Annotated in this window: 20 protein-coding genes; 14 read left to right on the forward strand and 6 right to left on the reverse strand. The window is 61.4% G+C overall.

What is annotated here, in order from left to right:
• Window positions 1-16: 16 nt before the first annotated feature.
• Complete coding sequence (locus NVV72_08585) at window positions 17-553, reverse strand: phosphoribosyltransferase family protein (protein MCR6659385.1); 537 nt, start codon at window positions 551-553, stop codon at window positions 17-19.
• Window positions 554-579: 26 nt separating this feature from the next.
• The gene (locus NVV72_08590; GenBank protein ID MCR6659386.1) at window positions 580-1503 is read right to left on the reverse strand and encodes a zinc-ribbon domain-containing protein; all 924 of its coding nucleotides are present in this window, start codon (window positions 1501-1503) and stop codon (window positions 580-582) included.
• Window positions 1504-1623: 120 nt separating this feature from the next.
• Here NVV72_08590 and NVV72_08595 point away from each other — a divergent pair, with 120 nt between their 5' ends.
• From NVV72_08595 to NVV72_08615, 5 genes are read left to right on the forward strand one after another with little or no spacing between them, the layout of a single operon-like run.
• Window positions 1624-2397 (forward strand): ATP-binding cassette domain-containing protein, encoded by a 774-nt coding sequence (locus NVV72_08595; protein MCR6659387.1) that lies wholly within the window; start codon window positions 1624-1626, stop codon window positions 2395-2397.
• Complete coding sequence (locus NVV72_08600; protein ID MCR6659388.1) at window positions 2394-3290, forward strand: ABC transporter permease; 897 nt, start codon at window positions 2394-2396, stop codon at window positions 3288-3290. Before NVV72_08595 ends, NVV72_08600 begins: the two co-directional genes overlap by 4 nt.
• A gap of 35 nt (window positions 3291-3325) precedes the next feature.
• Window positions 3326-3988, forward strand: a complete 663-nt coding sequence (locus tag NVV72_08605) for a YdcF family protein (GenBank protein ID MCR6659389.1) — start codon at window positions 3326-3328, stop codon at window positions 3986-3988.
• Between the two features lie 8 nt (window positions 3989-3996).
• Window positions 3997-4713 carry a 1-acyl-sn-glycerol-3-phosphate acyltransferase gene (locus NVV72_08610; GenBank protein MCR6659390.1) on the forward strand — a complete coding sequence of 239 codons (717 nt, stop codon included), beginning with the start codon at window positions 3997-3999 and terminating at the stop codon, window positions 4711-4713.
• Window positions 4703-5068 carry a nuclear transport factor 2 family protein gene (locus NVV72_08615; GenBank protein MCR6659391.1) on the forward strand — a complete coding sequence of 122 codons (366 nt, stop codon included), beginning with the start codon at window positions 4703-4705 and terminating at the stop codon, window positions 5066-5068. Before NVV72_08610 ends, NVV72_08615 begins: the two co-directional genes overlap by 11 nt.
• A gap of 3 nt (window positions 5069-5071) precedes the next feature.
• Here NVV72_08615 and NVV72_08620 read toward each other — a convergent pair whose 3' ends face one another.
• Window positions 5072-5635 carry an OmpA family protein gene (locus NVV72_08620; protein ID MCR6659392.1) on the reverse strand — a complete coding sequence of 188 codons (564 nt, stop codon included), beginning with the start codon at window positions 5633-5635 and terminating at the stop codon, window positions 5072-5074.
• Window positions 5636-5649: 14 nt separating this feature from the next.
• Between NVV72_08620 and NVV72_08625 the strand changes: the two genes are divergently transcribed.
• Complete coding sequence (locus tag NVV72_08625; protein ID MCR6659393.1) at window positions 5650-5871, forward strand: hypothetical protein; 222 nt, start codon at window positions 5650-5652, stop codon at window positions 5869-5871.
• A gap of 3 nt (window positions 5872-5874) precedes the next feature.
• Here NVV72_08625 and NVV72_08630 read toward each other — a convergent pair whose 3' ends face one another.
• From NVV72_08630 to NVV72_08640, 3 genes are all read right to left on the reverse strand, one after another.
• On the reverse strand, window positions 5875-7422 hold the full coding sequence (locus tag NVV72_08630; protein ID MCR6659394.1) for a DHA2 family efflux MFS transporter permease subunit: 1548 nt from the start codon (window positions 7420-7422) through the stop codon (window positions 5875-5877).
• A 207-nt stretch (window positions 7423-7629) separates the two neighbouring features.
• Window positions 7630-8736, reverse strand: coding sequence for an HlyD family secretion protein (locus NVV72_08635; protein MCR6659395.1), 1107 nt, complete (start codon window positions 8734-8736; stop codon window positions 7630-7632).
• Between the two features lie 20 nt (window positions 8737-8756).
• Window positions 8757-10223 (reverse strand): efflux transporter outer membrane subunit, encoded by a 1467-nt coding sequence (locus NVV72_08640; GenBank protein MCR6659396.1) that lies wholly within the window; start codon window positions 10221-10223, stop codon window positions 8757-8759.
• 118 nt (window positions 10224-10341) lie between these two features.
• Here NVV72_08640 and NVV72_08645 point away from each other — a divergent pair, with 118 nt between their 5' ends.
• The 8 genes from NVV72_08645 (at window position 10342) to NVV72_08680 (ending at window position 23376) form a co-directional block, all read left to right on the forward strand.
• Window positions 10342-10995 carry a TetR/AcrR family transcriptional regulator gene (locus NVV72_08645; protein ID MCR6659397.1) on the forward strand — a complete coding sequence of 218 codons (654 nt, stop codon included), beginning with the start codon at window positions 10342-10344 and terminating at the stop codon, window positions 10993-10995.
• Window positions 10996-11112: 117 nt separating this feature from the next.
• A complete protein-coding gene (locus NVV72_08650) occupies window positions 11113-12855 on the forward strand; it encodes an ATP-binding protein (protein ID MCR6659398.1) in 1743 nt (580 codons plus the stop codon).
• 95 nt (window positions 12856-12950) lie between these two features.
• Window positions 12951-14597 carry an EAL domain-containing protein gene (locus tag NVV72_08655; GenBank protein MCR6659399.1) on the forward strand — a complete coding sequence of 549 codons (1647 nt, stop codon included), beginning with the start codon at window positions 12951-12953 and terminating at the stop codon, window positions 14595-14597.
• Between the two features lie 37 nt (window positions 14598-14634).
• Window positions 14635-15984, forward strand: a complete 1350-nt coding sequence (locus tag NVV72_08660) for an arabinogalactan endo-1,4-beta-galactosidase (protein MCR6659400.1) — start codon at window positions 14635-14637, stop codon at window positions 15982-15984.
• 102 nt (window positions 15985-16086) lie between these two features.
• Window positions 16087-16599, forward strand: coding sequence for an RNA polymerase sigma factor (locus NVV72_08665; protein MCR6659401.1), 513 nt, complete (start codon window positions 16087-16089; stop codon window positions 16597-16599).
• An 81-nt stretch (window positions 16600-16680) separates the two neighbouring features.
• Window positions 16681-17664, forward strand: coding sequence for a FecR domain-containing protein (locus NVV72_08670; GenBank protein MCR6659402.1), 984 nt, complete (start codon window positions 16681-16683; stop codon window positions 17662-17664).
• Between the two features lie 114 nt (window positions 17665-17778).
• Window positions 17779-20670, forward strand: a complete 2892-nt coding sequence (locus tag NVV72_08675) for a TonB-dependent receptor (protein ID MCR6659403.1) — start codon at window positions 17779-17781, stop codon at window positions 20668-20670.
• Window positions 20671-20913: 243 nt separating this feature from the next.
• Entirely contained in the window at window positions 20914-23376 is a 2463-nt protein-coding gene (locus NVV72_08680; protein ID MCR6659404.1) for a DUF4982 domain-containing protein, read from the forward strand.
• Window positions 23377-23409: the final 33 nt, after the last annotated feature.

Below are 23409 nucleotides of genomic sequence, written 5' to 3' on the forward strand. Positions count from 1 at the left end.
GCCGATTGCCGTCGCTTTAATCCATGACCCCGATATAGGGCAGGGCGCGGTACTTGCCGCCATCATCCAGTCCATAACCCACCAGATAACGCGCTGGGGCCTCCCAGGCACAGAAATCGACCTCCATTTCGCGCATCTTGCCGTCCTTCAGCGGATCGGGCTTGCGGGCGAAAACCGCGGTCAGCACTTCCGAAGCGCCGGCCTCGCGGGCGATATCACAGGCGATTTTCAGCGAGGCGCCGGTATCGAGCACATCATCCATAATCAGCACCTGCCGGCCTTCGACCGAACGCTGTAGCGGCGCGCGGATCAGCATGGCGCCGCTTTCGTGACTGTCGGCGTAGGAGGACAGCCACAGGGCATCAAAGGCGATATCCTTGCCCGCACGATTGAGGGCGCGGCTGAGGTCGGCGGCGAACCAGATGCCGCCGGTCAAAAGACAGATGCCGACGCAGTTGGGCTTGATATAGTCTCTGAGCAGATCGGCCAGGGCGGTGACGCGGCCCTGGATCTCGTCTTCATTCAGCAAAACAGCGGGCAGGGCATCAGTCATAGGGCATACTCGAAGACAGGAGGTGGTCAGCCGGCGCCGTGACCAGAGCCCTGATCCGTATCGTGAGGCAGGCTTGAGCGCAGGGCCGGTTCCGGCTGGTCATGCGCCGGTTCATCGGCCGCCTCGGCATGGGCAGGTGCGGCTTCCGGTGGTGCGGTCGTTTCGTGCGCGGGTTCGGGCGCCGGTTCGTGACCGGCGCCTTCGTCATGGCCGCTCACCGGCGTGACGCGCAGGTCCGGCCCGGCGGTCTTCATCTTCTTCATCGCCACCAAGTCGAAATCGAGGTCGAGCGACGAGGTCAGGTTCTTCGGGTCGGCGACATCGAAGACCAGGGTGCGCGTGGCATGGGGCGCCACAACCAGGCCGTCCGACGGCATCAATACCGAGTTGAATTCCTGCAGGGTGGAATCGAGCAGCTTGACGCGCACCGGCGGCACCGGCACCGGCTTGTCGCTGGTGTTCTTGATCTGCGCCTTGACCGTCACCACGAAACGCCCGCCCTTGAAGGCAGCATCGGCAGTCTTGTCGCCGAAGACGAGATGGGTGCCATTGACCTTCATGCCCACCATGGCATAGGCGCCGGCAATGCGTGGGAAGGCGCGAACGATATCGACGCGCAGGAAGAAGCCGAGCGCCAGGATCAGCGCAAAGGCGGCCGCCATGCCGCCCCAGACCATGCCTTGCGCCGCCAGGGCCTTCATGCGCTTCTTGTCTTCGAGGATAGCGCGGTATTTCAGCGGCAGTTTCTTGGCCTTGACCGTATGCAGATCCTCGACCGTTTCCTTCTCGGATTTCTTGACGTCGCTGAAGGACAGATCGATCGGCTTTTCCGGGCGTTCGGCGTGCCAGGTGGTCTTGCAGGCGGCGCAGCGCACGGTCCGTCCGCGAATGCCCAGCTGGGATTCGTTGAGCGTATATTTCGTCGCGCAGTTAGGACAGCTCAGGATCATGATCAGTTAAGTCGAACGGCACCGAATCAGTACATAAACCCGTTAACCACATACGGGTTCTTAACCTTATGTCCCCAAAAGTCTTAACAACTGATCAAGCCAGGCCCCCGCAAAGCTGATATGACGACCGCGCCCTCAGACACCGATCGCCAGCCGCGCCGCCACGCGGAACCGGAGGCCGTAGTGGCCTTCCATGGCGTGTCGCTGGGCTATGACCTGGGGATGCCGAAGACGCTGGCCGCCGGGCTGAATGAAGACGACCTGATTCTGAAAAATCTCAATTTCGAGCTGCCGGCGGGCTCGTTTCACTTCCTGACCGGGCCGTCGGGATCGGGCAAGACCTCGCTGCTCAAGATGATCTATCTGGCGCAGAAACCGACCACCGGCGTGATCGAGCTGTTCGGCGAAACCATCCGGCCGCATGACCGCGCCCAGACCGCCGCCCTGCGCCGCCGGCTCGGCATCATCTTCCAGGATTTCCGTCTGCTTGAGCATCTGAATGTGTTCGATAATGCGGCCCTACCTTTGTTTGTGCATGGCGCGCATTTCCGCGACTATCATGACGACGTCACCGAACTGCTCAACTGGGTGGGGCTGAAAAACCGGCTCGACGCCATGCCGAATGTGCTTTCCGGTGGCGAGAAACAGCGTCTGGCTATTGCCCGCGCCGTGGTGACGCGTCCGACCCTGATCCTGGCTGACGAACCGACCGGCAATATCGATTACGCCATGGGCCTGCGCATCATGCGCCTGTTTATCGAGTTGAACCGGCTGGGTGCCACGGTGCTGATCGCCACCCACGATGAAGGTTTGGTGAAGGCGTCTGGTATGCCGGTGCTCGAACTGCGCCAGGGGCAATTGTTTCAGCGGGATGTGTCGGGGGGCGCGCGATGATCGGGCCGATCGTTGCAAAACTCGGAGTTTTGAAGGCCGGCAAGCTATTGCCACAGCAGGACCAGCGCGAGGTGGCCCTGCATTATGTTATCGGCGTCTTATGCTTCCTGGCCTGTATGGCGGCCATGGTGGTCATGGCGTCGGACCGCGCCGCCCATGGCTGGTCACGCGATATCCGCGCCGAGGTGACCGTGCAGGTGCGCCCGACCGGTCTGGAAAGCGGCTCCATCGCGGCCGCCAAGGCGGCGGAGGTGCTGGCCGGCGTCAAGGGGGTGGGGCAGGTGACGGCGCTGGAGCCGGAAAAGGCCAAGGCGCTGATCAAGCCCTGGCTGGGCGACGTCGTGCTCGATGACCTGCCGATCCCCAACCTGGTCGAGGTCACGCTTGATCAGCGCCACCCGGCCACGACCCAGGCCATGATGAATGCCCTGACCGATGCCAGTATCGATGCCAGCATTGATGATCATTCGACCTGGCTGAAGGATGTGGAGCAAAGCGCCCTGACCATCCGGCTGATTTCGCTGGGGATTTTCTTCATCATCTTTTCCGCTACCGGCGCCGTGGTCGGCTTCGCCACCCGCGCTGGCCTGACCGCCCGCGCCGATATTGTCGATGTGCTGTCCCTGTGCGGGGCCAGCGATATCTTCATTGCCGAACGCTTCCAGTGGCGCTTCGCCCGCATGGCGTTCGAGTCCGGCCTGCTGGGGGCGGGCCTGGCCGGCGGCGTCATGGCGCTCATAAAAGCCACAGGTTCCTCACAAAGCTTCGCCATAGCCCTTCCCTTTTCATGGTCGGACCTGTTAATATTAATCCCGTGTCCGTTCTTGGTGGCGTTGATCGGCGCCCTGACGGCGCGTATGGTGACCTTGCGGCTGCTGGCGCAACATGACTGAACTGTATTGAGGGGGAGGCTGATATTATCAAACATATGCGCACCCTGATCGCCCTGTTCGTGGTCATCCTGTTATGGACGGCGGGCCTGTTCGCCTTTGCCGACCGCGTCATCGACTCGACCCCCGCCACTGAGCCCGCCGAACCGGCGGACGCCATCGTCGTGCTGACCGGCGCGTCGGATTTGCGTCTCAAGGCCGGAATGCGCCTGCTGGAACGCCGCAAGGGCGCGCGCATGTTCATTTCGGGTGTCAATCCGGAGGTCAAGCGGCCTGAACTGATGGCCGTGACCGAGGGCTCGAAGCGGCTTTATGAATGCTGCGTCGATCTCGGCTACCAGGCGGAAAACACCGTCGGCAATGCCCATGAGATTGCCGACTGGGCACGCGGCCATGATTTCTATACCCTGATCGTCGTCACCTCGGACTATCACATGCCGCGCTCCCTGCTGGAGCTGAAGGCCGATATGCCGGGCGCCACCCTTATTCCCTATCCCGTTGCCACGCACGATCTCGATGCCCGCGGCTGGTGGAAATCCCGCAAAGGCCAGCGCATCATCGTGCTTGAATACTGTAAATACATGGCCATTCTTGGCCGCGATGCCATCCTCAGCATATCGCGCAAGTTCGGTGACAAGGGCGGTGCGCCGCAGCCAAAGGCCGGCACCGAAGATGCAATGGCCGCGAGTTCCGCTTCGTGAGTTTTCTGATTACGCGTATCCGTTCGCTGTTTTTCATGCTGTGGCTCTATGGAACCATGGCCTTTTTCGGCATTGTCTGTTCGCCTCTGCTGCTTTTCCCGATACCCGCCGCCATGGCGGTGATCCGCTGGTGGGCCGGGTCGGTGCTCTTCGGGGCGCGCTGGATTGTCGGGGTCAGGGTCGAATTCCGCGGCCTGGAGCACCGGCCGGATGGTCCGGCCCTGATCGCCGGCAAGCACCTGAGTATGCTTGATACCATTGCACCTTTCGTGGTGCTGAAGCGGCCGGCCTATGTGCTCAAGCACTCGCTGATCTATCTGCCGTTTCTGGGCTGGTACGCCCTGAGAACCAAGATGGTCGCCATCCGCCGCGAAGATGCTGCCAAGGCGCTGAAGGCCATGGTGACGGCCTGCCGGGCGCGCCTGAATGAGGGGCGCCAGATCCTGATTTTCCCGGAAGGTACGCGCTCGGATGTCGGTGATGATCCCGATTACAAGCCGGGCGTGGCGGCGCTTTATCGTGATCTCGAAGTGCCCTGCCACCTGCTGGCGACCAATAGCGGGCAGTTCTGGCCGGGCCACGGTATCGATCGCAAGCCGGGGACGGTGGTGTTCGAGTTCCTGCCGCCGCTGCCGGCCGGCCTGAAGCGCGGCGAACTGATGGCGCAGATGAAAGACAAGCTGGAAACGGCGTCGAACGCCCTGGTGGCGGAACATGCGTCCTGAGGATATCGTCGCCCGGCAGCTTAATGCCTATAATGCCAGGGATATCGATAGTTTCATGGCCTGCTGGGCGGATAATGCCGAGATATTCGCGCATCCGGATGTTCTGCTGGCCCGTGGCCATGATGATATCCGCGCCCGGCATGTGCTGCGGTTTCAGGAGCCCGACCTCTTTGCGCATCTGATCAGCCGGATTGTCATGGGGAATCGCGTCGTCGATACCGAACTGGTGACGCGCAACTTCCCAGAAGGCGTCGGTCAGGTCGATGTCATCGGCATCTATGAGGTCGAGGCCGGGCTGATCGCCCGCGCCTGGTTCATGATGGGTGAGCCAAGGCTGGCCCCGGCTCACCCTTAAGCCTTACGACAGAACGACGACGACGACGCGGCGGTTGGCGGCGCGGCCTTCGCGGGTGTTGTTCGGGGCCACCGGCTGTTCCGAACCGTAGGAGATGGCCGACATGCGGTTGAGCGCCACACCCTGCTGGTTGAGGAAGCGGCGGACGCTGTCAGCGCGGGCCTGGCCGAGACGGTAGTTGATATCGTCCGTCCCCGTGGCGTCGGTATAGCCCTGGATTTCGAGATAGACGTTCTTGTTGTCGGTCTTGAGCTGCTCGGCGAGCTGGGTCAGCTTGGCCTTGGTCTCTTCGGACAGGACGGCCTTGTCGATGTCGAACTTCGCCGAATCGTCGCTCAGGACGACGGAATAGACGAACTTGCCCTCGGCCAGCTTGCCGGCGGCGGTGGCGCGGTCGAGCGCGTCCTGGGTGGTCTTGTCGAGCTGCGACAGGTGCGCGTCGTTCTGGTCGATGCGGCCGTTCACGGTCGTGATTTTTTCATCGACGTATTTATGGCTGGCGCAACCGGAAACCGCGATCATAAGCGGCATTGCCGTCAGAAGCGCCATGGATTTGAAACGTATCATAAAGAACCTATTGAATGAAAAGCGGGCCTCTGAGTTGGCCTGAAATTCTCTATAAGCGGGAAAAAAAGACGGAAAAAGGGCAAATTAATAAAGGATTAATAAGGGACTTCGGCATGGCCGGTAAGCCGCTGCCAGGCGCACAAAAAGAAGGCGGAGCGGTCAGGGGAGCCGCTCCGCCGTTTTCAAGGCCGGTTGGGGGGTATGGAATACCGGCCTCGAAAGGTGAAATTACCTGATAATCAATGCGCGTTGGACATATCGACCGGTCCCTTTGGGCGCGGCACGGTCCAGACCAGGAGGGCGCAGATCAGGAACAGGACAGCGGCGCCCATAAAGACACCATTGGTCGAAATCATCAGGGCTTGCGCGCTCACCAACCGGTCGGCCGTCGCAATGGCGGCTTCGCGTGACATGCCGCCCTGCATCAGCGAATCGATGAACGCCTGAATGCCCTTCAGGCTGTCAACAATGCCTTCATGGTTTTTCGTGGCGTTGTTTTCCCAGATGGTGGTGACGAACGAAGTGGCGACGGCGCCCGACATGGTGCGGATGAAGTTCTGCAGGCCGGCGGCATTGGCGGTTTCTTCCGGCTTGACCGCGCTCATGGTGATTTGCAGCAGGGGCATGAAGAAGAAGGGCATACCGACGCCGCTGAGGAAGATCAGGAAGGCGATCTGGCCGAAGCTCATTTCCATGGTGGAAAGGCCACGGATGAAGGTGATCAGGGCCAGCCAGCCGACCCCCAAGAAGATCAGGCGGCGCGGATCGACACGGACGGCCAGTTGCGCGGCAATGGGAGCGGCGAAAATAGCCAGTATGCCGATCATACCGGTGGCGTTGCCGGCCCAGGAAGCCGTCCAGCCCAGGTTATTTTGCAGCCAAAGCGGCCCGATGACATTGATGGCGAAGAACGAGCCGATCATCAGCGCCATGCAGACCATGCCGATAGCGAAGTTGCGGTGGCGGAAGACGCGCAAATCGACGATCGGGTTGGCGTCGGTCAGTTCCCAGATCAGGAAGGAGATGAAACCGAGCGCGGCGATCAGGGCCAGGGTGATGATGAAGGGCGAAGCGAACCACTCGTTTTCCTTGCCAAGGTCGAGCATCAGTTGCAGCGCGCCGACCCACAGGATCAGCAGGCCGAGGCCGACCGTATCGACGCGGGCCTGCGTCGTCCTGGTTTCCTGGCTGAACAGCACACGCCAGACGAGGAAGCCGGCACCGATGGCGACGGGCACGTTGACGAGGAAGATCGACCCCCAGCCGAAATTGTCGCACAGGGTGCCGCCGAGCATCGGGCCGGCGACGGGCGCCACCAGGGTGGTGATGGCCCAGATGCCCATGGCGGCCGGTTGCAGCTTCTTGGGGAAGATGGTCAGCAGCAGGGTTTGCGACAGGGGCATTAGCGGACCGCCGCAGAAGCCCTGCAGGATGCGCGCCATGACCAGGATTTCCAGCGATGGCGAGATACCGCACAGGAAGGAGGCGATGCCGAAGCCGATCAGGGATACGGAAAAGACGCGGACCGTGCCGAAGCGCGAGGCCAGCCAGCCGGTCAGCGGTACGGCGATCGCCTCGGCCACCGCATAGGAGGTGATGACCCAGGTGCCCTGCGAGGTCGAGACGCCGAGCGCGCCGGCGATATTGGGCACGGAGACATTGGCGATGGAAACGTCAAGAATGGCGACGAAATTGGCCATGGCCAGCAGGATGCCGCAGAGCCAGAGCGTGAGGCCGGTCAGCGGCACGGGTTCTTTGTAGGCGGGGTCGGCGGTGGTGGCGGACATGGTCGCAACTTTCCAAAATGGGATTTTGGCTCACATATTGAAAGCAAGAAGCCCCACCACCACGCGTCAAGGGAGGCGCGGTCCCCCTCCCCCGACGGGCGGGGAGGTACAGGTTAAGGGACTCCTTGTTCCTCCCCACTTGGTGGGGAGGAGGACCGCACGACACCGCGAAGCGGTTAGATGCGGTGGTGGGGTTTCTTACTCAGTTTACTCGATAACGCTGATCTTGGCCTTCATGCTCATGCCGACGCGCAGCGGATGCTGCTTCAGTTCCGTCGGGTTGAGCGCGATCCGCACCGGCACGCGCTGGACCACCTTGATCCAGTTCCCGGTGGCGTTCTGGGCCGGGATGATGGCCATGGAGGAGCCGGTGCCGCCGGAAAGGCCGGCGACCTTGCCGTGATACTTGACGCTGCCGCCATAAACATCGGCGGTCAGTTCGACCGGCTGGCCGACCTTGACCTTCTTGAGCTGCACTTCCTTGAAATTGGCGTTCACATAGGCGCTCTGGATCGGTACGATGCTCATCAGCGACTGTCCGACCTGGACGCGCTGGCCGACCTCGACCGTGTTGCGCGAGACGATGCCGTCGATCGGCGAGCGGATGACGGTACGGTCGAGATCAAGTTGGGCCTGTTCCACCTTGACGCGGGCGGCGACGACCTGCGGATTTTCATCCACGCCGACTCCGGAAATGATGGCGGTGTTGGAAGCGCGCTGGCCGATGGCGGCCTGGGCCTGTGCCTTGGCGGTGGCGAGCGCCGCCTGGGCCTGGTCCATGGCCGTTTTGGCGTTCTGGACGTCCTCGCCGGAAACGGCGCCGCTGGCGGCCAGGGCCTTGCGGTCATTGTATGACTTCACGGCATTGTCGTAGGTCGCCTGGGCGTTATTGACCTGGGCAGCGCTGGCGTCGGCCTGGGCCTTCAGGGTGGCGTCGTTCTCGTAATAGGTGCCGATCTGGCGGGTGGCCTGGTCAAGCTGGGCCTGGGCCGCGGCGAGCGCCAGCTTCGCGTCGGTGTCATCGAGCACCACCAGCACATCGCCGGCCTTGACGGCCTTGGTCTCGTAAATATTGGCCTCTTTCACCGGCGCCGAAACCAGCGGAGTTATGGAGGCGGTGGAGGCGTCAACATAGGCGTTGTCGGTCTCGACCGACTTACCGCCTTCGATCAGGGTGTAGGCGCCGAAGCCGAGGGCGGCCACGGCGACCACGCCGCCGAAGATAAGGAAAAGCGGGCCGCGGGCCTTTGAATTGACAGGCCGGGCGGGAGCGGCGTTATCCAGGGTGGCCGAAGGGGAGGATTGATCGGGCATGATGCTAACTTCGTGTGTGCTTAATGCGATTGAAAGCCGCCACCGAGAGCGGCGATGAGGCTGATGCGGTTATTATAGGCCTGGGCAGTCAGGTCGGACAGGTCGAGTTCGGCCGAGGTCAGCTTGACCTGCGCGTCGATCAGGTCGAGCTTGCTGGACAGGTTGCGCTGAACGCGCAGATTGACCAGGTCATAGGCTTGCCGGGCGCTGTCCACGCGGGTTTTCGCTTCGGCGATCTGGTCGGCCGTCGATTTGGTGCTGATCGCCGCGTCGGAAACCTGACGCAGGGCGGTCACCAGCGCCTTGTTATAGTTGGCGACGGCCGAATTGTAATCGGCTTCGGCGCCGCGATACTGGGCGCGCAGGCGGCCTTCGGCAAACAGGGGCAGGCTGATGGCCGGGCCGATGCTGCCGATCGTGGAATCATGGCGGGTCAGGCCGTCCCAGTCGAGCGCCTGGAGGCCCCATTCGGCGCTGAACTTCACGTCGGGATAGAAATCGGCTTTGGTATATTTGATGTTCTGGCCTTGCGCTTCCACCATCAGGCGGGCGGCTTCGACATCGGGGCGACGGCCGAGCAGGTTCAGGCTGGCATCGGCGGGCAGGGACGCAAATTCGACCGGGGCGAGGGCGGGGCGCTGGATGGTCAGGCCGCGATCCGGACCGGCGCCGACCAGGGCGGCGATCAGGTTGTTTTGCAGCTTGATGGCGGCTTCGGCGCCGGAAAGGCGGGCGGCCAGGCGAGCCTGTTCGTCGGCATTGTTCAGCACCGAGTCCTTCGGTTCCAGATTGTGAGCGGCACGGGCCTGCATCAGTTGCAGGCGGGCGTCACTGTTGGCCTTGACGGCGGCGAGGTCGTCGCGCTGCTGGTAAAGCCGGTCGAGTTCAACATAGGCGCGGGTCACGGCCACGGCAATATCCTGCCGGGCGGCGATGCTCTCCACCTCGGCGGCCTTGCCTTGCGCGAAGGCGCCCTTGCGAGCCGCCTTCGCCTTGCCCCACAGGCCCAGATCATAGTTGGCGCCGATGGTGGCGCGGGTCAGCGGGTGGTAACCCTTCGGCAGGAAATCGCGGAACGCAGCCGGATAGCCCATGTTGAGGCTCTGCTGGGTTTCGGTGATCGAGCCGTTGAGCGACAGGCTGGGTTTCAGAGCCTCGGTAATCTGTTCGCTGGAGGCCACAGCCTTTTGCAGGCGGGCGTCGGCGGTCTGGATATCGGGCGAATTGGCAAATGCCTCGTCGATCAGCGCATTGAGCTGGACATCATTGAAGCCCTTCCACCAGTCCTGTGCCGGCCATGCGCCCGATTCAGCCGGCAGGCTCTGCGTGGCGGCGAGGTCGGTGCGGGGGGCAATGGTTTGGGAATCCGGCACGGACGCGCAGTTGGCCAGCAGTGCGGCGGCGACCGCAAGCGCGCTCAGGCTGGCCGCTTTCGTCAGGAAGGCGCGCGAGAAAACCGGCGCTTCAAATTTATAGGGGGAGGGCATCTGGAGGAGGTCCTGAAACACAAAAAGGTGAACCGTACTGTACAGTTCGGTTTATTTGCGCTAAGATGCAAATCAAGTCAAGCTCTAACTGTACAGTATGGTACAAATTTTTATGGAAATGCCAACAAAAACCTTGAAGGGCGCCGCAACTTTCAAGGAAGCGCCTACTTTTAAAGACCAACGCCGCGAACGCATCATTCAGGTGGCGCGCAGCGTGTTTTACGAAGTCGGTTATGCCGGCGCCAGCATGTCGATGATATCGAGCCGCCTGGGTGGCTCGAAAGCGACCCTCTATGCTTATTTCAACAGCAAGGAAGACCTGTTCGAGGCCATTATACGCGAACAGTGCGGCCAGATCGCCGACCTGTTCCTGGCCCATACCGGCACGGACGACCTGCGCGCCACGCTCGCGGTCATGGGCCGTGAACTGCTGACGGCGATCATGTCGGATGAGGCGGTCCGCACCTTCCAGCTTATTGTCGAGGAAAGCCACCGCAATCCGCAACTGGCCGAGATGTTTCATAATGTCATCCAGAGCCAGGGCGGTTCCAACCTGGTCAATCTGTTGCAGGCGGCCCACGCGCGCGGACAGATCAATGCGCCCAATAGCCAGGAAGCGGCCATGGTGCTGAAAAGCCTGATCTTTGGCGACTGCCACTTCAAGCGCATCATGAACCTGGCGGCACAGCCGACCGAGGCGCATTTGTCACGTCAGGTCGATCTCGCCGTCGATATCTTCATGGCCTATTACGGAGTGAAGCCCGCCGGGTAAGTGTTTACGAAAGTGTAAACCTTTTTGGTTAACGTCCGTTAAGCAAAGGGTTTCACATGGCCAAAACAACAGACGAATCAACGCCTTTTTGATGTTCGCCCGAACGCGCAGGCATTGGTGCGCAAACAGCGGCGCGCTGCAGATTTTGACCGGATATGCGCCGGCGTCTGTGAACTGGCCGCGGCGATTTTCGATATGCCCATGGCGTTTCTCAGCCTTGGCACGGGTGAGGCTCAGGCGGTCACTGCTGCCTTTGGTATTCCGGATATCGATGTGCTGGACGGCATCGCCTTCACGCAGCGCCCGCTGACTGCCGGCGAGGGCTTGAACATCCCTGACGCCGCGCACGATGCCCGCTATTTCCTGGAAAGCGCCGTCCTGCGCGCACCGCATATCCGTTTCTATGCCGATATGCCGCTGGTGAATGAGGGCGGGATCATCGGCGTTATCGCCCTGGCCGATGCCGCGGCGCGTGAAGATTTTTCGGCGGCGAAACAGGCTGTGCTGGCGAGATTCGCCGATCAGGTGGCCACACTGCTGGCCCTGGCGCAGGGATCGGGTGCGGACATGCGGGGGATGGTGCAGATGCAGCAAAAACGTCTGGAGCGCGCCGCGGAACTGGCCGGCTTCGGTTACTGGACGATCGATCTGACCAGCCGTGAGGTTGTCTGGTCCAGGGAAATGTATGGCCTGCTGGGCCTGAACGAAAAGACCTATCGCCCCCAGGTGGCCACGCATCTTGATATCTATCAGCCGGATGATCGGTCGGTCGTGATTGAGCACTTCCAGCGCGCGGTCAATGCCGGCGAGGATTTCGATTTCGAATTGCGCATTGTCCGCCGCCGGGACAAGGCCGCGCGCCTGATTCGTACAAAGGGTGGGGTCGAATATGATGGCGATGGCGCGCCGATCCGGCTGTGCGCCGTGGTGCGCGATGTGACTGAAGCGACGGCGGCGGCACTGGCCAGTGAAGGCTTCCTTGGCCATATTGCCGATGAACTGCGGGCGCCGCTCAACGAGATTGTCAGTTATGCTCGAATGATAGAAATGCAGCCGGTATCCGGCAGCGAGACCGCCGATTTTGCCCGTCATCTGCAAAACTCCGCGCGGGCAATGAAGACGCTGATCGGAGATGCGCTGAGCCATGAACCGGCCGTGTCCAGTGAGGAAGACAACGAGATCGTCGATGTGGCCGCGACGATCCGTGAAACGGTCGACGCCTTCACGCTTCAGGCCCAGGCCGCGCAGACCCGGCTCAGCGCGCATTTTGTTGATTTCACCCGTAGACAGGCGCGTCTCGATGACATGCGGGTCCGGCAGGTGCTGCAAAACCTGATCGCCAATGCCTGCAAATTCACGCAGGGCGGCGTCATCAGCGTCACCGCCAGCCAGGTGACGGCGGAAAACCCGCAGAGACTGAAATCGGAAATCCGCCTGCATGTTAGTGTGCGCGACACAGGCATCGGCATGGGAGAAGCACAGGCGCGCACTCTCTTCAGTGGCGGCAAAAAGAAGCACGGCCTGGGCCTGTCCGTCGCCCAGGCGATCGTCGAAAGTCTCGGCGGCCATATCGGCGCGGTGTCGCGGCCGGGCGAAGGCGCCAATGTCTGGTTTGAAATTCCCGTCGACTGGGTGGAAGCGCCCGAGGTCAAACCCGATCCGAAAGCCGCGCCCGTGCCGCGTACCCTGACGCGGCAGATTTTTGACAGGCCGCAGTCCCGTCCGGCCTATGCGCCGCCCCGTCCGCGTATCGACGCTGCGCCGCCTGAGCCAGCAAAACATGCGCCGGTAGATGAAGACCGCATCAACCGCGAATATCTGCGCGCCCTGCTGGCGGATATGAAGCTCGATCTGCAATAACCCTGTTAACATTGCGGGTAAGTTGTATTTTAAGACTTAGTCAGTAGTCTGACCGCGACCGGCTGCAAAAAAAGAGCGGCTTTTCGGGGACGGGAATGACCGACGATCTCAAGACGCAACGCGACCGCTATATCGCTTTTTCCCTGGCGGCGGCCGACCTTTTGATCGAGGCGGACAGTGACTTTCGCATCATCAGAACGATCGGTGCCACCCAGGCTTTGCTGAGCGGGCTTGGCGAAGGTGTCGTCGGGCGCGAGGTCTGCGATATCTTTATCCCGATGGATCGCGCCTTTGCCCGCCACCTGTTCAACCGCGCCAAGTCTGTGGGCCGCATCGAACCCTGTGGTCTGAACCTGCAACAGGCGGAAGGCCCGCCGCTGCTGGTCAATATGGGGGCCTGTTACCTCGGCACCGGCGAAGGCAGCACCTTTATCAGCCTGACCGTCCTGTCGGATGGCGTGGTAGCGCAAACCGCGGCGGACGGCCAGTCCGGTCTGCTCGATCTTGAGTCCTATCTCGGCTTTGCCAGGCGGAAGATCGGTGTCAAAGGCGAGACCGCGCCGAAGGACATGAAACTGGTGCGTGTCGCGGGCCTTTCCCAGGCCATGCGCCAGTTGCCGGCGGCGCAGTCCGACCTGCTGATGGGCGAGATCAGTTCGGTTTTGCGCGCCCAGGCCGTGGGCGGCAGCGCCGCGGCACGACTTTCTGAGGAAGCCTTCAGCTATATCCCTTCCGCCAAAGGGGCAGGTGCTTCGCCGGACGCGATTTCGCGTGATATCCGGGCGGCGGCGGTGGCTGCGGGCCTGGCGGAAAACAGTTTGGCGCCTGCGGTGCTCAATCTCGAACTCTCCACCGGCAATCTGGATCAAGACAGCATCGCCAAGGCCCTGCAATATGTCCTGAGCGATTTCTGCAAGCCGGAGCGCAGCCCGATCAGTTCGCTGGCGCAGGGCCTGAAATCGGCCATGGCCGAGACAGTGCAGCATTTCGACAGCATCCGCGCCCTGATTGATGGCAATAAGTATACGCTGTTCTACCAGCCGGTGGTGCGCCTGTCCGACCGCACGACACACCATTACGAGGCCCTGTTGCGCTTCGCCGATGGCCGGGCGCCGTTCGACACCATCCGCCTCTCGGAGCAACTGGGCCTGGTGCAGGATTTCGACCTGGCCGTGGCGAGAAAGGCGATCGAGACCCTGGGGCGGCATGAGGATGCGACCATCGCCATCAACCTGTCCGGCCTGTCGATCCAGGGCGACCCGTTCCGCGAGCATCTGCGCCAGTTGCTGAGCGGCGCCGGCGGCGTGAGCCAGAGGCTGATGTTCGAATTGACCGAATCCAACGCTATCGAGGATATCGAGGCCGCCGCCACCTTCCTCCGCTGGCTGCGGCGCACGGGCTACCGGGTCTGCCTCGATGACTTCGGCGCCGGTGCGGCCACCTATACCTATCTGCGCCATTTCGATGTCGATTTCGTCAAGATCGACGGGCCTTTCCTGAAGGAGGCGCGTGATAATCCGCGTCAGCGCGCTTTGGTGCGCTCGGTCAGTCACCTGTGCCGCGATCTGCACACCGAAGTGGTGGCTGAAATGATTGAGGATGACGCCATGGCGGCGCTGTGCCAGGAGATGGGCATAGGCTATGGCCAGGGTTACCTGTTCGGCAAGCCGAAACCGCAGATCGACGTGCCCAAGCCGCTGGTGGTCGGCAAGCGCAAAGGGTTCAGCGAAAGCTGGGGGTAGACTGGCGGAAAATGATATTTGGTGCATCTTAGGTTCTATGAAAGTGCACAGACTGATATCCCTTCTGCCCGCCATTGCCCTGCTGGCCGGAACCGCCGCTGACGCCCGCGACTACTGGTTCGGGGCCGATCTTTCCTATGTCAACGAGATGAAGGCTTGCGGCGCGAAGTACGACTACAAGGGCGAGACTGACGCCTACAAGATCTTCGCGCAGTCGGGGCATAATCTCGTTCGCGTCCGTATCTGGGTCGATGCCAAATGGACGCCCTATTCCGATCTGGCCGATGTCGAAACAACCATTGCCGCCGCCAAGGCGCAAGGCCAGAAGGTGCTGCTCGATTTCCATTATTCCGATGACTGGGCCGATGGCGGCAAGCAGCTGGTGCCGGCCGCCTGGGCCGGAATGAGCGAGGACGATCAGGCCAAGGCGCTCTATCAATATACGCTCGATACGCTGAATGCGCTTAAGGCGAAGAACCTGATGCCGGAAATGGTGCAGGTCGGCAACGAGACCAATGGCGAGATCCTGCGCACCCAGCCGGAAGAGCATGTGGCTATCAATTGGGCACGCAATGCGAAACTGTTCAATGCCGGGATCAGGGGCGTGCGCGATGCTTCGGCAGATAGCGCCATAAAGCCGGAAATCATGCTGCATATCGCCCAGCCGGAAAATGTCGAGCCGTGGTTCGACGCCGCCAGCAAGGCCGGTGTCACCGGCTATGACATCATCGGTATTAGCTATTACAGCCGCTGGTCCAAAGAGGATATGAATGGCCTGGCCGAGACCATTCGCCGCGTCCATTACAGGTTCGACAAGGACGTGGTGGTGGTCGAGACCGGCTATGCCTTTACCGACGTGCCGGCCGACAGTGCCAATAATCTGCTGGGCTCGGCCTACGCGCTGAAAGACTATCCGGTCTCGGTGGTCGGGCAGGCAAAATATATGCACGACCTGATGCAGCAAACCCTCGATGCCGGCGGGATCGGTGTTGTCTACTGGGAGCCGGCCTGGATCTCGACCAAATGCCGCACGCGCTGGGCGCAAGGGTCGGACTGGGAAAACGCCGCCTTCTTCGACTATAAGGGCAATGCCCTGCCGGTGCTGGAATGGCCGCAAGCGCCTTACGTCTGGCCGGTGGCGGTCACCTTTACCGTGCCGGATCACGGTCAGACGGCGCAATATATCGGCGGCGATTTTACCGGCGGCGTCCCTGTGGCCATGCAGCGGGTGGATGGGCAATTCGCCTATACCGCCTGGCTGCGACCGGGCAGTCATGTGCTGATAGGTACGGCGGAGGCCGAAGCCGCCCTGGGTGATACCGAAGCGCTGGATGTGACCGTGCCGGCATCTGGTGGGCCGGTTGTGTTGGCAAAGTCACAGCCGTAATATTGTAGTACAATTATCTGGAAGATCGTCGTCAGTGTGTTATAAATCCGCAAAAGCCTCAAAAAGGCGGATAAAAACACACGGGGAGCGGCGGAAATTCCGATGTCAAACATCGTACATACAGGGCCATTGGGGGAGGCGCGCAAAGCGCTTCTGGCTTTTGTGGGCGCGCAGATATTACCGCATGAGGCGGATCTGCGCCATTGGCTGTTGCGACTGGGTGTGAAGGCGCATGAACTCGATGATATCGTCCAGGATGTTTATTGCCGCCTGCTGCGGCTGGAGCGCTTCGATCATATCGAGGATCCGCGCGCCTATCTCTTCCGCTGCGCCCGCAATGTCCTGCTGGAGCAGGTGCGGCGCAACAAGGTGGTTTCGATCATGACCGTGCAGAATCTCGATGAACTGGGCGTGGCCGATCTGGGGCCGAACCCGGAAAGCGCCGCCTCGTCGCGCGCCGAACTCGTCCGGGTGCTGGGCCTGATCGAGGGCTTGCCCGAGCGCTGCCGCCAGGTGTTCGAACTGCGCAAGGTGCATGGCCTCTCCCAGGCCGAAACCGCGAAGGCATTGCGGATCAGTGAGAATATTGTCGAGAAGGAAACGGCCAGGGGCTGAACCTGATCCTGCGCCACATGGCGGAAGCGGGATCGGGGGTGGTGAGGGTGCTCACCACCCGTACCGGGCACAAGAGGATTCATGTCGCGGATTGATGAGGAGGCGACCCAGTGGGTGGCCCGCCTGAATGGTGAAGTGAGTGACGAAACGCGACAGGCTTTCGATGCCTGGCATGAAGCGGACCCGCGCCATCAGGGCGCCTTTCTGCGCGCCGAGGCGGCGTGGGTGATGCTCGACCGCGCCGAGGTCATGGCGCATGGCGATACGCTTCTGGCCCGGCGGGCACTGGAAGAAAAGCTGAAGCGGCATCGCAATTCTGTCAGCCGTCGGTATGTGATGGGCGGGGCGGTGGCGGCATCGCTGACTGGCGCGCTGGCGGTCGGTTATGTCCTGGCCAACCGGTTGAGTGTGGCCACCGGTGTCGGTGAGTTACGGAGTATCCCCCTGAAGGATCGTTCCATCGCCTCGGTCAATACGGACAGCCAGATCGATGTCGATATGACGCCGCAGATCCGTCATGTGGCCCTGGTGAAGGGCGAAGCCTGGTTTGAGGTGGCCAAGAACCCGGAGGTGCCGTTTGTCGTTTCCGCTGGTGATATCCGCGTGCGCGCGGTCGGCACGGCCTTCAGCGTGCGCCGGCGCGAGGGCGGCGCCGAGGTGCTGGTCACCGAAGGCACGGTCGAGGCATGGACCGTCAAAGACAAGGACAAGCGGGTGACGCTCACGGCCGGTCATGAAGCCTTTGTGCCGGTCAGGCCGGAAACGGTCGAGGTAGCTTACCGCCCCGAGGAGGTCGAGCGCCGGCTGGCCTGGCGCGAACGCGAGATCGTGCTCAACTCCGAAACCCTGACCGAGGCGGTGGCCGAATTCAACCGTTACAACAGCCGCCAGATCGTCATTGCTGATCCGGCCCTGGGCGCGCAGAAACTGGTGGGCGGCTTCCATGTCGACCAGCCGGAAACCTTTGCCCGCGCGGTGCAGACGGCGCTCAATGTACCGGTGTCCATCCCGGCCGATACGGCGGACGACCGTATCATAATTGGCACAGCCGGCGCGGCCCTGTAAAAAAGTCGTACAATTCGGCGGAAAAAAAACCAGCCGGACATCTTGGTTTCAGAAGGCGTGAAAAAACGCGCCTCGTCAGCAAGATGCAAACACAAAGTAGTCAGGGAACATCATATGTCACATTGGAATAATGTCGCCTTCCGTGCGGCGCTCATGGGATCGGTCGCCGCCGTGGTCATGGTGGCGCAGCCGGCCGCCGCGCAAACAAAGACCTTCAACATCCCGGCGCAGGATGCCGCCACCGCCATTCCGGCCTTCGTCAAACAATCGGGCCTCCAGGTGCTGGCCACCGCCGCCGATCTGCAGGGCGTGCGCACCAATGCCGTTTCCGGCAGCCTGAGCAATGATGCGGCGCTGACGCAGCTCGTCGCCAATACCGGCCTGGCTGTGAAGGCCAATGACGGCGCCTCCGCCGTGGTGGTGCGCGCCGCAGCCGCTGATGCCGTGGCCAGCGAGGCCGCCGCCGAAGCGCCGGCCGATCCGCAGGAAGTGGTGGTCGTCGGCGTGCGCAAGTCTTTGCGCGATGCGCTCGATGTCAAGCGCCGCAATACCGGCATTGTCGAAGCCATCTCCTCGAAGGATATCGGCGCCCTGCCGGATGTGACCATTGCCGAAACGCTCAACCGCCTGCCGGGCATCACCGCCACGCGTGACCGCGGCAATGACAGCCAGGCCTCGATCCGGGGCCTGGGCGCCCGCATGGTGCTGGGCACAGTCAATGGCCGCGAAGTGGCCTCATCGGAGCCCGACCGCAATGTGCGCTGGGAAGTCTATCCGTCGGAAGTCGTTTCCGGTGCGGCGGTCTACAAGTCTTCGGAAGCCAGGCTGATCTCCGGCGGCATTTCCGGCACGGTCGACCTGCAAACCATCCGCCCGCTCGATTACAAGGGGCCGTCCTTCGTGCTGCGCGCCGGTCCGGTCTATTATGATGGCGGCTCGGCTTTCCCGAACTATGACGGCCTGGGCTATCGCGCCTCCGCCTCTTTCGTCCATCGCTTCTCGAACAGCTTCGCGGCGGTCCTCGGCCTGACCTCTCAGGTCCAGAAGAACGGCTATGAGTCGGTGCAGGGCTGGGGCTATAATTCCGGTGCCGATAATGGTCCGGTCGTGGCCGGCGACGCCACCAAGTACAATACGCCCTGGGGGGCGCAGGCCGAGGCGAAGCGTCTGAAGGAATCGCGCTTTGGCGCTTCGCTCGGTTTGCAGTTCAAGCCGACGGATAATTTCCAGCTCAGCTATGACCTGCTCTATTCCGACATCAAGATCCATGAATTGCAGGATCAGGCGTGGTATGGTGATGGCGCCTGGGGCAACTGGGACGGCGGCAACTACAGCAACTATACCGACGGCGCCACGGCGTCCGGTCAGGCGCCCGTCATCAACAGCAATGGTGACGTGGTGGCGGCAAGCGTGGCCTGGGGCGGCGATAAGTCGGTCGTGGCGCGCTATACTGAGGACAAGACCCTCATCGTCCAGGGGCTGAACGGCAAGTGGACCAGCGAGCACTGGACAGTCTCGGCCGATGCCTCCTATTCCAAGGCGCAGCGCTATAATCTGTGGGCCGCCAACGAACTGGCCTACTGGCCGAGCCTGATGACCTATGATTTCCGCGACAAGCCGGTCATCACCGTCTCCTCGGCGCCGGAAGACAACACCCAGACGGCGCAGACCGGCCAGACCTCGCTGGGCGCCGTTACCGACGAACTGGGCGCCGTGCATCTCGATTTCGAGCGCCATCTCGACAGCGGCCTGTTCAAGAGCATCCTGTTCGGGGTGCGCGCCTCGGATCGCACCAAGGCGCTTGGCTCGCTGAACGGCACCGTGTCCCCGATCATCGGTGCCGTGCCGGACTACCTGCTGTCGGGCTACAGCTTCAAGAACTTCAATATCCCGACGATCCTGACCGGTGATTTCGGCGCCCTGGCGACGCATCTTTACGGTACTTCGTTCGATATCGATCCGAAGACCACGCCGATCACCGACCGGGTCAAGGAAAAGGTCTCGGAAGCCTATCTCGAAGGCACCTATGCCACCACGATCGGCGGTATTCCGGTGGATGGCAATATCGGCGTCCGTGTCGTCGATGTCGACGCCACCTCGGCCGGCACCTCGACCGTCGCCGGAAATTGGGTCGAAAGCCCGCCGGGCAGCGGTGTCTGGGTTCAGGAAATGGTCACGACGGCAGTCACTGGCGGCGCCAGCTATTCCAAGGTGCTGCCCTCGGCCACGGCGCGTCTCGATTTCGGCAATGGCCAGTATCTGAAGCTTTCGGCTGCCAAGGTGATCTCGCGTCCGCCGCTGAACGACATGATCATCACCCGCCAGATCTCCTCCAGCGCGCCCTATACCGGTTCGTCGGGCAATCCGTATTTGAAGCCGTTCGAGGCGACGCAACTGGATATCTCTTACGAAAACTATTTCAACAAGGACGCCCTGTTCGCCGTTAGTGTCTATCACAAGCAGGTTGACAACTTCGTCGGCTATTCATCGCGCCAGGAAACGATCGACGGCAATGTCTATACCCTGACCTCGCCGGTCAATTCCGACAAGGGCGGCCGCATCGACGGCGTCGAACTGACCTACCAGTCGTCGTTCGGCTTTATCGGGCTCGATCACTTCGGCATCTATTCCAACTATGCCTATGTCGATTCCGATCTGACAGAAATGTCGTCGGGCCTGCCGCTGAACGGCCTGGCCAAGAACACCGGCACGCTCGATTTCTGGTATTCCGACCACGGCATCGATGCCCGCCTCGGCACCAAGTATCACGACACCTACACGGCCATCTATGGCTGGAACGATGCGCAACTGATCCGCGTCCGCCCGGAAACGACTATGGACTTCTCGATCAGCTACCAGATCAACCCGATCGTCCAGGTCCGCTTCCAGGCCAACAACCTGCTCGATACGCCGCTGCGCACCTATAACGACAACGTCAAGGACCGCCTGGGCCGCTATGACCTTTATGGCAAGCGTTACCTGCTGGACTTCACGGTGAAGTACTAAAGTAAGATACCCCACCACCGCATCTAGCGCTTCGCGCATCGTGCGGTCCCCCTCCCCGACAAGCGGGGAGGGTCAAGGTGGATAACCTTTTCCTGCGCCTCCCCGCTTGTCGGGGAGGGGGACCATGAGCGTAGCGAATGGTGGTGGGGTTTCTCGCTTCTCCAAACACTATTCAATGGCCAGCCCTTGACCTCATCGGGTGCTGGCCATCATTGTATCTGTAAACCACGAGGAACCGCCGCCATGCTCGATCTGAACCGCCGCCATCTGCTGGCAGGCACCGCCGCCACTTTCGCCGCCGTTCAGGCAGGTACATCACAGGCGCAGACCGAAACGATCAGGCAAGACAATCGTCGCACCCGCTTCGATACCGGCTGGCGGTTTGCATTCGGCCACCTCTACGACGCGGAAAAGGATTTCGGCTATGGGGCCGACCAGCGCACCTATGCCAAGCAAGGACCGGATGCCACGCCGGTCGCCAAGGCGGACTATGACGACTCGCACTGGCGGCCAGTTACCTTGCCGCATGACTGGGCGGTGGAACTGCCATTCGTGCATAAAGAGCCGAAGACGCCGCTCAAGCCGGACGATCATGGCGCGGTCTGGGACCCGGCCGCCAATCACGGCTACAAGCCGCTGGGGCGCGACTATCCGGAAACCAGTGTAGGCTGGTATCGCAAGACGTTCACGCTCGATGCGACGGATAAGGGCAAGCGCATTTCGCTGGAATTTGACGGCGTGTTCCGCGATGCGATGGTGGTCATCAACGGCTATATCGTGAAGCGCAATGACAGCGGCTATACGCCGTTCCGTGTTGAACTGAATGACTTCCTCAATACCGATGACAAGCCCAATACGGTGCTGGTGCGCGTCGATGCCTCACTGGGCGAAGGCTGGTTCTATGAGGGCGCCGGCATCTATCGCCACGTCTGGCTGGTCAAGACCAATCCGGTGCATATCCCGCAATATGGCATTCAAATTGTTGCCAGTGCCGATGGCAACGGGACTATTATAACCGAAGTTCAGATTGACAGTGATCGGGAGCGCTTTTTCACGGTAAGTCACGTCATTGGAAAAACAGATGTTTCCGGCGGTCATCTACCTCTCGATATAGCATATTCCCCTTGGACTAAATTTACAGAGCAAGTGGGATTCAAGCTCGAAAATCCACGTCTGTGGTCGCTCGAAGATCCTTACCTTTATGAGTTGACGACATCGATCATGGAAGATGGTCAGGTTATAGATCAGGTCACTACTCGTTTTGGTCTTCGTGATATCAAGTTCGATGCGCAGACCGGCTTCTTTCTCAACGGCAAGCCGGTCAAACTGAAGGGCACCTGCAATCACCAGGACCATGCCGGGGTTGGCGCGGCCATTCCCGACGCCCTGCAACGCTGGCGGTTACAGCAACTGAAGGACATGGGCTGCAACGCCTATCGCGCCTCGCACAACCCGCCGACGCCGGAATTGCTCGACCTGTGCGACGAGATGGGCATTCTGGTCATCGACGAAACACGGATGATGACCTCGTCGCCGGAAGGTCTGGCGCAACTGGAAACCCTGATCCGCCGTGACCGCAATCACCCTTCGGTCATCCTGTGGTCGATCGGCAATGAGGAGCCGCAGCAGGGCACGGAACGCGGGGCCCATATCGCCCGTACCATGAAGCGCCTGTGCAACGACCTCGACCCGACGCGCCTGATCACGGCGGCGATGGATAACGGCTACGGTATGGGCATCACCGAGGTGATCGACGTTATCGGTTTCAACTACCGCGACCAGTTGATCGATGATTTCCACGCTAAACACCCGAACCTGCCGATCATCGGCACGGAAACCGCCTCGACCGTTTCCACGCGTGGCGAATATGTGAAGGATGACGCCGCCCATATCGTGCCGGCCTATGATACGACCGCGCCGTGGTGGGCCACCACAGCCGAGGGCTGGTGGCCGCATTTCGACGCCAAGCCCTATATCGCCGGCGGTTTTATCTGGACTGGCTTTGATTATCGCGGCGAGCCGACGCCCTATAGCGCATGGCCGTCGATTTCATCCCAGTTCGGTGCGCTCGATACCTGCGGCTTCCCGAAGGACAACTATTATTACTACCGTGCCTGGTGGCGGTCTGAGCCTCTGCTGCACCTCTTCCCGCACTGGAATTGGGAAGGTCAGGAAGGCAAGGAAATTTCCGTCTGGGCGCATTCCAATGCCGATGAGGTCGAACTGTTCGTCAACGGCAAGTCGGCGGGTCGCAAAACCGTCACAAAGGACTTCCACGTCGAATGGATGGTGCCGTATCAGCCCGGCAAGATCGAAGCCTTCGCCTACAAGGCCGGCAAGGTCATCCTGAAGGACAAGCGCGAAACAGCGAGCGCGCCGGCGAAGGTGGTGCTGACCACAGACCGCACAACGCTTGCCAATGACGGCATGGACTGCACGGTGATAAAGGCGGAAGTCTTCGATGCGAAGGGCCGTCCGGTACCGAAGGCGGATAATCTGATCCGCTTTGCTGTGTCGGGTCCGGGCGCCGTGATCGGCGTCGGCAATGGCAATCCGAACAGCCACGAGGCCGACAAGGCCTCGGCGCGCCAGGCGTTCAACGGCCTGTGCTGCGCCATCGTGCAGGTGACGGGCGCCGGCGGGATCACCGTCACCGCCACGGCTGACGGGTTGGCCGGTGGTAAGGTGGTGTTGAAGTCGGCTTAACGGTCTTCGTCAATTACCCCTCCGTCAGCGCCA

The sequence above is a fragment of the Asticcacaulis sp. genome, from assembly GCA_024707255.1.
GTDB lineage: Bacteria > Pseudomonadota > Alphaproteobacteria > Caulobacterales > Caulobacteraceae > Asticcacaulis.

Bases quoted from the DNA above. Each gene is read 5' to 3' on its own strand.
- NVV72_08585 (MCR6659385.1), bottom strand. From the start codon at position 553: ATGACTGATGCCCTGCCCGCTGTTTTGCTGAATGAAGACGAGATCCAG.
- NVV72_08590 (MCR6659386.1), bottom strand. From the start codon at position 1,503: ATGATCCTGAGCTGTCCTAACTGCGCGACGAAATATACGCTCAACGAA.
- NVV72_08595 (MCR6659387.1), top strand. From the start codon at position 1,624: ATGACGACCGCGCCCTCAGACACCGATCGCCAGCCGCGCCGCCACGCG.
- NVV72_08600 (MCR6659388.1), top strand. From the start codon at position 2,394: ATGATCGGGCCGATCGTTGCAAAACTCGGAGTTTTGAAGGCCGGCAAG.
- NVV72_08605 (MCR6659389.1), top strand. From the start codon at position 3,326: ATGCGCACCCTGATCGCCCTGTTCGTGGTCATCCTGTTATGGACGGCG.
- NVV72_08615 (MCR6659391.1), top strand. From the start codon at position 4,703: ATGCGTCCTGAGGATATCGTCGCCCGGCAGCTTAATGCCTATAATGCC.
- NVV72_08620 (MCR6659392.1), bottom strand. From the start codon at position 5,635: ATGATACGTTTCAAATCCATGGCGCTTCTGACGGCAATGCCGCTTATG.
- NVV72_08625 (MCR6659393.1), top strand. From the start codon at position 5,650: ATGAAAAGCGGGCCTCTGAGTTGGCCTGAAATTCTCTATAAGCGGGAA.
- NVV72_08630 (MCR6659394.1), bottom strand. From the start codon at position 7,422: ATGTCCGCCACCACCGCCGACCCCGCCTACAAAGAACCCGTGCCGCTG.
- NVV72_08635 (MCR6659395.1), bottom strand. From the start codon at position 8,736: ATGCCCGATCAATCCTCCCCTTCGGCCACCCTGGATAACGCCGCTCCC.
- NVV72_08640 (MCR6659396.1), bottom strand. From the start codon at position 10,223: ATGCCCTCCCCCTATAAATTTGAAGCGCCGGTTTTCTCGCGCGCCTTC.
- NVV72_08645 (MCR6659397.1), top strand. From the start codon at position 10,342: ATGCCAACAAAAACCTTGAAGGGCGCCGCAACTTTCAAGGAAGCGCCT.
- NVV72_08655 (MCR6659399.1), top strand. From the start codon at position 12,951: ATGACCGACGATCTCAAGACGCAACGCGACCGCTATATCGCTTTTTCC.
- NVV72_08660 (MCR6659400.1), top strand. From the start codon at position 14,635: ATGAAAGTGCACAGACTGATATCCCTTCTGCCCGCCATTGCCCTGCTG.
- NVV72_08665 (MCR6659401.1), top strand. From the start codon at position 16,087: ATGTCAAACATCGTACATACAGGGCCATTGGGGGAGGCGCGCAAAGCG.
- NVV72_08670 (MCR6659402.1), top strand. From the start codon at position 16,681: ATGTCGCGGATTGATGAGGAGGCGACCCAGTGGGTGGCCCGCCTGAAT.
- NVV72_08675 (MCR6659403.1), top strand. From the start codon at position 17,779: ATGTCACATTGGAATAATGTCGCCTTCCGTGCGGCGCTCATGGGATCG.
- NVV72_08680 (MCR6659404.1), top strand. From the start codon at position 20,914: ATGCTCGATCTGAACCGCCGCCATCTGCTGGCAGGCACCGCCGCCACT.